The organism is Polaribacter sp. Z022 (assembly GCF_023555495.1).
GTDB lineage: Bacteria > Bacteroidota > Bacteroidia > Flavobacteriales > Flavobacteriaceae > Polaribacter.
Map to the genome: position 1 here is coordinate 332832 of NZ_JALCZO010000004.1, position 12337 is coordinate 345168.

Below are 12337 nucleotides of genomic sequence, written 5' to 3' on the forward strand. Positions count from 1 at the left end.
TATAAAAAAAGCGATTTGAAAAAATCGCTTTTTTTATTTAGATAATAAATCACAATACCAGAAACTGTTATCGTGATTTACGTTTTCTTCTTTTTGTTGATGACAATTATCTTCTTCTTTATCATGTAAAGTGTACGTTTTTAAAACTTTTTCTCCTAAAGAAAAATCTATAGGGTAATTAAAGATTGGGCCATCGTACACAAAAGTATGGAATTCTCCATTTTCTCCACAAACATCTACATTCTCAGGTAAATCATTTATAAATTTTTCATCTATAACTCTACCTACAAATTCTTTACCCAATAACTTAGCATTAACACAAACCGTAATTGCTTTAAAACCTAAATCTAAAAACTCTTTAATTAGCGTTTTTGTATCTTTTTTCCAAAGAGGATACACTCCTTTTATATTTACTTCTGCTAATTTAGAATCTCTGTATGCTTTTAAATCTTCAAGAAAAATATCTCCAAAAACAGCATGTGTATATTTTTTTTCTACCAAACTATTCATGGATGTTTTCATAATTTCAGAATACAAATCCATAGTAACATCTGCAGGAAACTCAATTGTGTTTAGCTTTATACCAATTGAATCTGCTTGTTTAAAAAGCAATTCTTTTCTAAGACCATGCATAGAAACTCTATCAAAATTTTTATTTGTTGTAGTAACTAATAAGTCTAAGTTATGCTCTTTATTTTGTAGCATTTTGTGTAATGCTAAAGCAGAATCTTTACCAGAACTCCAATTAAAATAAGTTTTTTTCATAGCGAATGTTTCAATAAAAAAATCCTACACTAAGTAGGATTTTTATCTTTTTATTTTCTTTTTTGATTTAAACTTACTGGTTTTTCTTGTTTAACTGTTGGTGTTCCATACAAATCATAATCTCCAGCATCATGGATTTTTATATCAATAAATTCACCAATTTTAATATAATGCTCTTTAGCATCTACAATTACATCATTATCTACATCTGGAGAATCAAATTCTGTTCTTCCATAAAAATATTCTCCATCTTTTCTATCAAACAAACATCTAAATGTTTTACCAATTTTTTCCTGATTCAATTCCCAAGAAATTTGAGATTGAACTTCCATAATTTCGTTTACACGTTTAAACTTTACATCTGCTGGCACATCATCTTCTAAAACATAAGCACCCGTATTTTCTTCATGAGAATACTCAAATGCACCTAAGCGTTCAAAGCGCATTTCTTCTACCCAATCTTTTAACTCTTGAAACATTTCTTCTGTTTCTCCAGGATAACCTACAATTAAAGTGGTTCTAATTGCCATTTCTGGCACTGCTTCTCTAAATTTATGAATTAATGCAGTTGTTTTTTCATGAGTTGTTCCTCTTTTCATAGACTTTAACAACTCTGTATTAATGTGTTGTAAAGGAATATCTAAATAATTACAAACCTTTGGCTCACGTTTCATAACTTCTAAAACATCCATTGGAAAACCAGATGGAAAAGCATAATGCAAACGAATCCACTCAATTCCATCTACCTTAACTAAAGCTTCTAATAAGTCTGCTAATGCTCTTTTTTTATAGATATCTAAACCATAATAAGTTAAATCTTGTGCAATTAACATTACTTCTTTAATTCCTTTTTCAGCTAATTTTGTAGCTTCAATAACAATTTCTTCAATTGGTGTAGAAACATGCTTACCTCTCATTAAAGGAATTGCACAAAAAGAACAAGGTCTATCACAACCTTCTGCAATTTTTAAATAAGCATAATGTTTTGGAGTTGTTGTTAAACGCTCTCCAATTAACTCATGTTTATAATCTGCTTCTAAAACTTTTAAAAGATTTGGTAAATCATGAGTTCCAAAATATTGATCTACATTAGTAATTTCTTTTTCTAAATCTGGTTTATAACGTTCACTTAAACAACCAGAAACATAAACCTTATCTACTTCACCAGCTTCTTTTCTTTGTGCATAATGTAAAATAGTATCTATACTTTCTTCTTTTGCTTTTCCTATAAATCCACAAGTATTGATAACCACAATATTTCCATCATCATTTTCATCTTCATGCACCACTTCTTTTCCATTAGCTTTTAATTGTCCCATTAAAACTTCAGAATCATAAATATTCTTAGAACAACCAAGAGTAACAACGTTAATTTTATTTTTTTTGATGGTTTTAGTACGCATTATTGCTTATATTTTTAGGCTGCAAATATACATAATGATTGTTTATGAATTTATGTTAGCATAACTTTAAACTTTTTATCTTTATTACAGTCTAAAAAATAAATTCTATGAAATCTTTCCATTATCTTTTTTTGATTTTATTATTATTTAATTGTTCTTCAAAGGATAATGAAGAGTTAATTGAACCCAAACCTGATTTAGAAACCATCTATTTTCCTCAAATAAATTCAACTATTTGGGAAACGACATCTATATCTGATTTAAAATGGAATGAAAATCAACTTCAACCTTTACTTGATTTTTTAGAAGACAAAAACACTAAAAGTTTTATGGTTCTTTACAAAGGAAAAATTGTTATAGAAAAATACTTTAACAATCATACATCTTCTTCTAGCTGGTATTGGGCAAGTGCTGGCAAGACTTTAACTTCTACAATTATAGGAATTGCACAAGACAAAGAAATTTTAAATATAAATGATAAAGTTTCAGATTATTTAGGAAATGGTTGGACAAGTTTAACTTTAGAAAAAGAAAATTTAATTACTTGTAAAAATTTACTTTCTATGAATTCTGGTTTAGATAATTCTTTAGGTGACGATGTTTCTCCTTCAAATTTAAAATACATAACAGATGCAGAACAAAGATGGGCTTATCATAATGTATATGTTAAACTACAAGATGTAATTGCTAATGCAAATGGTTCTACATGGAATACTTACTTTAATAAAAATTTAAAAGACAAAATTGGAATGTCTGGTGCTTGGTTACAACTAAACAACTTGAATGTTTATTGGAGTAATACAAGAAGTATGACACGTTTTGGTTTATTAATTTCTGCTAAAGGTAAGTGGAATAATGAACAAATTGTATCAGAAGAATTTTTAAATGAAGCTACAAATACCTCTCAAAATATAAATAATGCTTATGGTTATTTATGGTGGTTAAATGGTAAAGAAAACTATTTATTACCAAATAATCAAACAGAAATTAAAGGTAGTTTAATTCCGAATGCACCTTCAGATATGTTTTGTGCTTTGGGTAAAAACGATCAGAAAATATATATTATACCAAGTAAAGATTTAGTTATTGTAAGAATGGGAGAATCTGCAAATAATTCAAACTTTGCATTGTCTAGTTTTGATAATGATTTATGGGCAAAAATTAACCAAGTTATCAACTAATTTTTATTGTTTCTAAACTAATTTAATTTTATCTTAGGCAGAGATAGAAAGCTTACATACAGCAAAATATCAATTATAAAACTCTAAGATTATGATACGATTTATAGATAATTTTAAATCTAAATTAGAAGGAATAGATTTTGAAACATTAGAACAAAGTAAATATACTATTTATGGCCTTTCAGAAGATTTAGAACTAATTTATGTAAATCCTGGTTGGGTTAATTTTGCAAAAGAAAATGGGGTTAGTGATTCTTATATGAACGACAAACTTATTGGTTCTTCTATAATTAACGCTATTGATGGAGAAAAAATAAAAAATTTTTATGCTGAAAATTATATTAATGTTTTAAAAACAAAAAAACCTTGGAAACATGAATACGAATGTTCTAGTATACAAGAATATAGACAATTTCATCAGAATACATATCCATTAAAAAACGGTAAAGGATTAATAGTTACTAATACATTAACTGTTAATTTACCCATGAACAGTCAAAACAGAAAAGCTTATGATGCTTTAAATAAAAGATATGTTGCAAATTCTGGTTATGTAACACAGTGTAGTAATTGTAGATGTACTCAACGTGCTAATGAAATAGATGTTTGGGATTGGGTTCCTAAATGGGTAGAGAATATTCCAAAAAACTTTAGTCACTCAATTTGTCCTATTTGTTTTGATTATTATTGGAAAAAATAATTATTACCTTTAATTTAATATAAAAAAAACTCCTTTCTAAAATTAGAAAGGAGTTTTTTATTTTTGAAGTTAATAAATTACTTCGTTTATTATTTTTTTAAATTTACGAAATAATCGAAAATTTCTGGAACATTTCCACTCCCCATTCCTGCATCTAATGCAGTTTGAAGATTACCAGAAGTTGCTTTTGCAATATCAGATACAGAACCTAAATCATCTACCATTTGAACAAAATAACCTAAATCTTTATTTGCATTTGCAATAGAAAAACCTAAATCACTTACATTATCTACAGCGTAGTTTTTACAAAATTGCATAAAAGGTGAATTTGATGGTCCTGAAGACATAATATCAAATAATTGTTGTCCATCTACACCTGCAAGTTTTGCTGCTGCAAAAGCTTGAGACATTGCAACTACAGTTGTCATACCCATAAAGTTATTAATTAACTTAGTTGTATGACCAGCACCTAAAGCTCCTAAATAGAAAACATTTTCTCCTTGATCATCAAGAACTGGTTTTACTTTTTCAAAAGTTTCTTTATTACCAGCTGCCATAATGTTTAACAAACCATCTTTAGCATGTGCTGGAGTACGTCCTAATGGAGCGTCAATCATACCAGCTCCTTTTTCTGCAAGATCTTTACCAATTTTTTGAGTAGATGCTGGAATTGAAGTTCCAAAATCAACTAAAACTGCTCCTTCTTTAATACCTGCTAAAACACCTTCTTCTCCATAAACAATCTTTTCTACTACAGCAGAAGTTGTTAAACAGAACATAATTATATCGCTATTTTCTGCTAATTCTTTTGGAGAGTTAGCTTCTTTAGCATTTCCACGAGCCACAACTGTTGCAACTGCTTCTTTATTAAGATCCATAACATTTAAAGTATATCCTCTTTTTTGAAGATTCTCTACCATGTTAGCCCCCATTAGACCAAGACCGATAAATCCGATAGTCGGTTTTCCCATTTTACTTATTTTAATAGTTTATTTTGTTTTTTGTTAGCGCAAAGATATGCTAATTCATTATACTGATCATGAATTAGTTACTTAAAAAATGAATCTACAAACTCATGTTTATTAAATACTTGTAAATCATCTATTCCTTCACCTACTCCAATATATTTTACTGGTATTTTAAATTGATCTGAAATACCAATTACAACTCCACCTTTGGCTGTACCATCTAATTTTGTAACTGCTAAAGATGTAACTTCTGTAGCTTTTGTAAACTGTTTTGCTTGTTCAAATGCATTTTGTCCTGTAGAACCATCTAAAACTAATAAAACATCATGAGGTGCATCATCTACCACTTTTTGCATAACTCGTTTAATTTTAGTTAACTCATTCATTAAATTAACTTTATTGTGTAAACGACCTGCAGTATCTATAATTACCACATCTGCATTTTGGTTTACTGCAGATTTTAAAGTATCATAAGCAACAGATGCAGGATCTGAACCCATTTCTTGTCTTATAATTGGCACATCTGTTCTGTCTGCCCAAACCTGTAATTGGTCTATAGCTGCTGCTCTAAAAGTATCTGCGGCTCCTAAAACAACTTTTAATCCTTGCTTTTTAAATTGAGAAGCTAACTTACCAATAGTGGTAGTTTTACCAACTCCATTTACACCAACAACCATTAAAACATAAGGCATTTTATTACCTTCTTTATCTTTTGGTATTTCTGGAATAGTAAATTCGGTTTCATTACCAACATTGGTTTCAGATAATAAACCTGCAATTTCTTCTCTAAGAATTCTGTTTAATTCGTCTGTACCAATGTATTTGTCTTTAGCAACTCTTTCTTCTATTCTATCTATAACTTTAAGTGTTGTATCTACACCAACATCAGAAGCTACTAATACTTCTTCTAAGTTATCTAAAACATCATCATCTACTTTAGATTTACCTGCAACTGCTTTGGTTAGTTTACCAAAGAAACTTTGTTTAGATTTTTCTAATCCTTTGTCTAAAGTTTCTTTTTTTTCTTTCGAAAATATTTTTTTGAAAAAACTCATATTCTGTTTTTATAATCTAATTGATATACCTTAAAAAGTATGCCAATTCTTAGGTTTGGTCAATTTGTCATTAAAAAAGCCTGCGTTAGCGATTGAAGCTTTGTTGGAGCTCTTTGAAAAAAGCGACTGCTGAAAGCGCGACCTTTAGGTAACGCCCAAAAATAAGGAATTCTAATGCATAAAAAAAGCTACTCTCTAAATAAGAAAGTAGCTTTGAGTGTTTTATGTAGTAAATATTACTTTTTTGCTAAAAAGTCATTTACTTTAGAAGGATCCATAATTTTTTCTACAAACATGTAAGCTCCTGTTTTTGGAGACTTTACCATTTTTATAGCTTTACTTAATCTTTTTGATCCTGTTTGTAACGATGCTACTGATTTCTTTGCCATTGTCTAAATGTTTTAATCTATGTGCTCTGTTCTGAGTTCTAGATAGTTTAATTATTTAATTTCTTTGTGAACAGTCATTTTCTTTAAGATAGGATTGAATTTTTTAATTTCCATTCTATCTGGAGTGTTCTTCTTGTTCTTAGTTGTAATATATCTAGAAGTACCTGCTTGACCAGAAGCCTTGTGCTCTGTACATTCTAAAATTACCTGAACTCTGTTACCTTTTTTTGCCATTGTATAAAATTTTAAATTGCTTGAGCCTTATTATTTAGTTAAAAATCCGTTTGCTCTTGCTTCTTTTATAACTGCAGAAATTCCTTTCTTGTTAATATTTTTTAAAGCAGATGCAGATACTTTTAAAGTAATCCATTTATCTTCTTCTGGAATGTAAAAACGCTTGGTCATTAGATTAGCGTCAAACTTTCTCTTTGTTCTATTTAAAGCGTGAGAAACGTTGTTCCCAACCATTGCTTTTTTTCCTGTTAATTCACAAACTCTAGACATCTTTTCGACAGTATTTATAGTGTTATCTCTAAACGAGGTGCAAATCTACAATTAATTCTAATTATGAACAAAACTATTTTGCATATTTTTAAAGAATTTCTTTTTGTAAAATTTCTAATGATTTACTTACAGTTCTATTAATTACTTTTTCTCTTGGTTGTCCAAAATTAAATTCTTGTACAATCTCTTTATTATCAGACACAAATGCAATAAAAACTACACCTACACTTTTATCTGTATCATCTAAAGTTGGTCCTGCATTACCAGTTACTGCAATAGCAAAATTAGTTTTTAATTGCTCTTTTGCTCCTTTTGCCATTTCTAAAGCTACCTCTTTACTTACAACAGAATGTTTTTTTATAGTTTCTTTAGAGACATTTAATAGGTTAATTTTTGTTTCTTTAGAATAGCTTACAATACTTCCTTTAAAATATGCTGATGAACCTGGAACAGAAACTAAACTAGCTGCAATTTTACCTCCTGTTAAACTTTCTGCAGTGGCAATAGTTTTATTGTTTTCTTTAAGCAACTCTCCTACTCTTTTTTCTATAGAATTGTCATCGTCTAAACCTGTAATGATTTCTGGTATTAACGCATACACTTCTGCAACTTTTTCTGTTAACTCTTTTTCTAATGTTGCTTTATTATCGCCTTTGGCGGATAAACGTAGTCTTACTTTACCAAATGAAGGTAAATAGGCTAACTTTATATGTGATGGTAAATTATCTTCAAATTCTTCAATTCTTTCTGCTATTGTGCTTTCTCCTTGTCCATAAGTCATAATTGTTTTATGGATGATAAATGGCAATTTAAATTGTTTTTGAATTCTTGGTAAAACTTGATTAGTTATTAAACCTTTCATTTCATAAGGTACACCTGGAAGTGACACAAAGACAGTTTCGTTTTCGTAAAACCACATTCCTGGAGCTGTACCAAAATTATTTTGCAAATAAGTTGCTTTGGATGGTAATTGTGCTTGATAACGTTGAACTTCTTTAAATGGATGATTGATTTTTTTAAAAAGTCCTTTTATATGTTCTATAACTTCTGGGTATTCTATTAACTTATTGTCATTAAAATATTCTGCAATTGTTTTTTTTGTGATATCATCTTTTGTAGGTCCTAAACCGCCTGTTATTATAACAATATCTACTCTTTCTTGTGCTTCTTTTAGTGCATTTAAAATATGTTGTTTATCATCTTGAATAGAAGTTATTTGATATACAGAAACTCCAATTTTATTTAATTGTTGACCAATAAATTGAGAATTGGTGTCTACTATTTGACCAATTAAAATTTCATCTCCTATAGTTATGATTTCTGCTTTCATTTATTTTAAAATACTACGTATTGCAATTTTATTAGATATACTTTCAATTCTTAACCAATAAACACCTTTAGATAGTTTAGAGGTATTGATATTATCTTTATTAGTTTTTAATATCATTTTTCCAAGACTATTATAAATTTCAATTATTTTTATCTTTTCTTTAGATTGGATAGAAATTTGTAAAATATCATTTACTGGATTTGGAAATAATGTAATACCTTTTGAAAACTCGTTATTATTTATATTAGTTGTTGAACAAGTTTCACTATAAATTACATTATCATCTAAACACCAACCATTTCTTTTTGTAGAACTACAAGTTGGTGGAGTTACACTTTCATCTTCAACTTTTACACAAGTTAAATTTGCATTTGCATAAGCCAATAAACGAGTTGTATTTGAGTGTTTAGACATATCTAAGAATGACAAATCATTACCTACAAGTACAATGTCGTCTAATTTAAAATTTTTAGAAATATCGATACTCTTTAAATCGTTTGCTCTTGCATAAAAAGTTAATAATTGGGTATTATTAGAAATATCTATACTTGTAAAATTGTTTCTACTAATTACCAATGTTGTTAATTGAATATTCTTTGTTACATCTAAACTTGTAAATTGATTTTCTTCTATTTCAAAAAGTCTTAATCTAGTATTTTGAGTAACATCTATATTAGTTAGTAAGTTATTAGTACACCATAATTTTACTAATTCTACATTTTTAGTAACATCTAAACTTGTAATTTTATTATTAAAACACTCTAACTCTTCTAAATTAATGTTTTTAGTAACATCTATACTTGATAGTTCATTGTTATGGCAATGTAAATCTATTAATTCTATATTTTTTGATACATCTATTTGAGTTAATCCATTAAAAGAACAATCTATGGCTGTTAAAGTAGTAAATGCTTCTAAACCTGTTAAATCTTTTACTTTTTGACTCTCTAGTTTCCCTGAACCTTTAATATCAATTTTACCAGTAAAACTTTGTGCTTCAGAAATTTGAATTTCAGAATCATTATTGGTATTGATACTTGAATGCTCTAACAAATAATTTTTAAAATTAGAATCTGGAATATTAACAACTGACTGTGAAAATGTTAAGTGAGTTACTATAAAAAACAAGCATATTAGGGAGTAGTTTTTTTTCATATCTAAACTATATATTTTTTAATGCTTTGCAAGATAGAATATTTAACTTCTTTATTTAGAATCTGAAATGTTAATTATTTATTTCCGATTTCAACAATTTCTTTAGTTTTGATTCTTAGTTTGTTTTCTAAAATTTTATAGTGAATACCTGAAACTAGAAAAGATAAAGGAATTGAAAAGCAGTTAATTAATATTTCATTTGAAAAGTAAAATTTATCTATTAATGTAGATGATAAAAAAGTTATTAATATTGTTGACAAAAAATAGACAAACAAAAAAACAAAAACACCTAAAAAAGTATTTAAGAAAACTAAAGTTTTCTTTTGATTTTTTAAACTAAAAAAAAACTTAGCAATAAAAATTGAACCTACTATTAATAAAATAGTCATTATATTTATTTCACTCTAATATTAAACGCTTCTTTTCCTTCAATAATTCCTTTTAAAGTATCATTTTCTACAACTTTACCAACTCCTGCTGGTGTTCCTGTAAAAATAATGTCTCCTTTTTTAAGTGTGAAATATTTAGAAACATAAGAAATCAATTCGTCAGTTTTCCACAACATAGCATTTGTGTTTCCATCTTGAACTACTTCATTATTCTTATATAATTGAAACTGTAAGTTTTTTAAATCGAATTCTTCTTTTGGATAAAATTCACCAACAACTGCACTTCCATCAAAAGCTTTTGCTTTTTCCCAAGGCAGCCCTTTTTCTTTACATTTAGCTTGCACATCTCTTGCTGTAAAATCGATTCCTAAACCAATTTCATCATAATATTTATGAGCAAATTTTACATCAATATGTTTACCTACTTTATTAATCTTCACTAAAACCTCTACCTCATAATGTACATCATCAGAAAAAGGTGGAATAAAAAATGGATTTTTTCTAGGCAAAATAGCAGAATCTGGCTTTAAAAAAACAACAGGATTTTCTGGTCTTTCATTAGCCAACTCTTCTATATGTTTTGCGTAATTGCGCCCAATACAGATTATTTTCATTTTTATTTAATTGAAAAATTAAAAACCAATTACTTAATATAACAGATTGTTAAGTGATTACAGAAAACTGAATTATTCTCCTGCTTCTGGAAAAACAATAGCTCTATTACCAGAAACTATAATCTGGTTATTCAAATGGTTTTTTACAGCTCTTGCCAACACCAACTTTTCAATATCTGCACCAATTCTTTTTAATGTAGTTGGTGTACTTTCATGAGTAACTGGTTTTACATCTTGCTCAATAATTGGACCTTCATCTAAATCTTCTGTTGCATAATGAGCTGTAGCTCCAATTAACTTTACCCCTCTTTCATATGCTTTTTTATAAGGATTTGCTCCTTGAAAAGCAGGTAAAAATGAATGATGAATATTGATAATTCTTTCTGGGTAATGATTGATAAAATCTGATGATAAAATCTGCATATACCTTGCCATAATTACCAAATCAATTTCATTAACATCTAGTAATTGTTTAACTTGAGCTTCTTGTTCTTGCTTAGTTTCTTTAGTAACAGGTAAATGATAAAAAGGCACATCAAACATATCTGCAATATGTCTTAATTTATCATGATTACTTATAATCATTTTTACATTACACTCTAACCTGCCTTCTTTATAACGCTCTAACAAATCGTATAAATTATGACTTGTATGAGAAACCATTATGGCTACATTTTGTTTTTTATCTCCATAATTAACAGACCAATTAAATTGTAAAGGTTCTGCTAATTTTAAAAAGCTTTTTTCTAATTCTTTTTTAGAAATATCTGTTCCATCTGCATTTAAACGAATTCTCATAAAATAAGTATCTTCAATAGAATTTACATATTGCTGACAACTTAAAATATTGAATCCTTTATCATAAAAAAAACTGGTTATTTTAGCTACCAATCCTTTTTGATCTGGACATTTTATTAAAAAAGTTACTACTTGTGATTTCATTTGTTTTTATTCAAAAATTAAATGATTATAATTTATAAAGTAGGTTTTAACTGCGCTAAACCTGACAAATTGATAATTAAATTTATGGTATCCATTTTTTAGGAAAATTAGGCTTTCTCTTTTCTAAAAAAGCATCTCTTCCTTCTTTTGCTTCATCAGTCATATACGCTAAACGTGTTGCTTCTCCTGCAAAAACTTGTTGTCCAACCATTCCATCATCAGTTAAATTCATTGCAAATTTTAACATTTTAATAGAAGTAGGACTTTTAGCTAATATTTCTTGTGCCCATTCATAAGCAGTATCTTCTAATTCATCATGAGGAATTACAGCATTTACCATTCCCATTTCATAAGCTTCTTGAGCAGAATAGTTTCTTCCTAAAAAGAAAATTTCTCTAGCTTTTTTCTGACCTACCATTTTTGCTAAATATGCAGAACCATACCCTCCATCAAACGAAGTTACATCTGCATCTGTTTGTTTAAAAATAGCATGTTCTTTAGATGCTAAAGTTAAATCGCAAACAACATGTAAACTATGTCCACCACCAACTGCCCATCCAGGAACTACGCAAATAACTGCTTTTGGCATAAAGCGAATTAAACGTTGAACTTCTAAAATATTTAATCGATGATACCCATCATCACCAACATAACCTTGATGTCCTCTTGCTTTTTGATCTCCTCCAGAACAAAACGAATACACTCCGTCTTTTGTACTTGGTCCTTCAGCAGAAAGCAACACTACACCAATAGATGTATCTTCTCCTGCATCATAAAAAGCATCATACAATTCTGATGTTGTTTTTGGCCTAAAAGCGTTTCTAACATTTGGTCTATTAAATGCTATTCTAGCAACACCATTACATTTTTTATACGTTATATCTTCGTATTCTTTAACAGTTTTCCACTCGGGTTGTATCATAATTTTGTATTTTGGACGTT

At 28.4% G+C, this 12337-nt stretch carries 14 protein-coding genes; 2 read left to right on the plus strand and 12 right to left on the minus strand.

What is annotated here, in order from left to right; genetic code table 11:
- Nucleotides 1–33: 33 nt before the first annotated feature.
- Together MPF13_RS11090 and rimO are read right to left on the minus strand one after the other, a co-directional pair.
- The gene (locus MPF13_RS11090; protein ID WP_249982587.1) at nt 34–765 is read right to left on the minus strand and encodes a Dph6-related ATP pyrophosphatase; all 732 of its coding nucleotides are present in this window, start codon (nt 763–765) and stop codon (nt 34–36) included.
- Between the two features lie 50 nt (nt 766–815).
- A complete protein-coding gene (gene rimO / locus MPF13_RS11095) occupies nt 816–2168 on the minus strand; it encodes a 30S ribosomal protein S12 methylthiotransferase RimO (protein ID WP_249982588.1) in 1353 nt (450 codons plus the stop codon).
- 107 nt (nt 2169–2275) lie between these two features.
- On the opposite strand from rimO, the gene MPF13_RS11100 reads away from it, so the two are divergent.
- Nucleotides 2276–3349 (plus strand): serine hydrolase domain-containing protein, encoded by a 1074-nt coding sequence (locus tag MPF13_RS11100; RefSeq protein WP_249982589.1) that lies wholly within the window; start codon nt 2276–2278, stop codon nt 3347–3349.
- Nucleotides 3350–3440: 91 nt separating this feature from the next.
- Nucleotides 3441–4049 carry a hypothetical protein gene (locus tag MPF13_RS11105; RefSeq protein WP_249982590.1) on the plus strand — a complete coding sequence of 203 codons (609 nt, stop codon included), beginning with the start codon at nt 3441–3443 and terminating at the stop codon, nt 4047–4049.
- A gap of 89 nt (nt 4050–4138) precedes the next feature.
- On the opposite strand, the gene MPF13_RS11110 is transcribed toward MPF13_RS11105, so the two are convergent.
- The 10 genes from MPF13_RS11110 to MPF13_RS11155 all read right to left on the minus strand — a co-directional run bounded on the left by MPF13_RS11110 (nt 4139) and on the right by MPF13_RS11155 (nt 12317).
- A complete protein-coding gene (locus MPF13_RS11110) occupies nt 4139–5020 on the minus strand; it encodes an NAD(P)-dependent oxidoreductase (protein ID WP_249982591.1) in 882 nt (293 codons plus the stop codon).
- A gap of 77 nt (nt 5021–5097) precedes the next feature.
- On the minus strand, nt 5098–6072 hold the full coding sequence (gene ftsY, locus MPF13_RS11115) for a signal recognition particle-docking protein FtsY (RefSeq protein WP_249982592.1): 975 nt from the start codon (nt 6070–6072) through the stop codon (nt 5098–5100).
- 236 nt (nt 6073–6308) lie between these two features.
- Nucleotides 6309–6461, minus strand: a complete 153-nt coding sequence (locus MPF13_RS11120) for a DUF4295 domain-containing protein (protein ID WP_249982593.1) — start codon at nt 6459–6461, stop codon at nt 6309–6311.
- Between the two features lie 51 nt (nt 6462–6512).
- Nucleotides 6513–6695, minus strand: a complete 183-nt coding sequence (gene rpmG / locus MPF13_RS11125) for a 50S ribosomal protein L33 (RefSeq protein WP_249982594.1) — start codon at nt 6693–6695, stop codon at nt 6513–6515.
- Between the two features lie 30 nt (nt 6696–6725).
- Nucleotides 6726–6965 (minus strand): 50S ribosomal protein L28, encoded by a 240-nt coding sequence (gene rpmB, locus MPF13_RS11130; RefSeq protein ID WP_077809621.1) that lies wholly within the window; start codon nt 6963–6965, stop codon nt 6726–6728.
- An 88-nt stretch (nt 6966–7053) separates the two neighbouring features.
- Nucleotides 7054–8295, minus strand: coding sequence for a competence/damage-inducible protein A (locus MPF13_RS11135; RefSeq protein WP_249982595.1), 1242 nt, complete (start codon nt 8293–8295; stop codon nt 7054–7056).
- A complete protein-coding gene (locus MPF13_RS11140; RefSeq protein WP_249982596.1) occupies nt 8296–9450 on the minus strand; it encodes a T9SS type A sorting domain-containing protein in 1155 nt (384 codons plus the stop codon). It lies immediately after the preceding gene.
- Nucleotides 9451–9844: 394 nt separating this feature from the next.
- The gene (locus MPF13_RS11145; protein WP_249982597.1) at nt 9845–10453 is read right to left on the minus strand and encodes a fumarylacetoacetate hydrolase family protein; all 609 of its coding nucleotides are present in this window, start codon (nt 10451–10453) and stop codon (nt 9845–9847) included.
- A gap of 72 nt (nt 10454–10525) precedes the next feature.
- Nucleotides 10526–11395, minus strand: coding sequence for a formyltetrahydrofolate deformylase (gene purU / locus MPF13_RS11150; RefSeq protein ID WP_249982598.1), 870 nt, complete (start codon nt 11393–11395; stop codon nt 10526–10528).
- Between the two features lie 82 nt (nt 11396–11477).
- On the minus strand, nt 11478–12317 hold the full coding sequence (locus MPF13_RS11155; protein WP_249982599.1) for a 1,4-dihydroxy-2-naphthoyl-CoA synthase: 840 nt from the start codon (nt 12315–12317) through the stop codon (nt 11478–11480).
- Between the last annotated feature and the right edge of the window lie 20 nt (nt 12318–12337).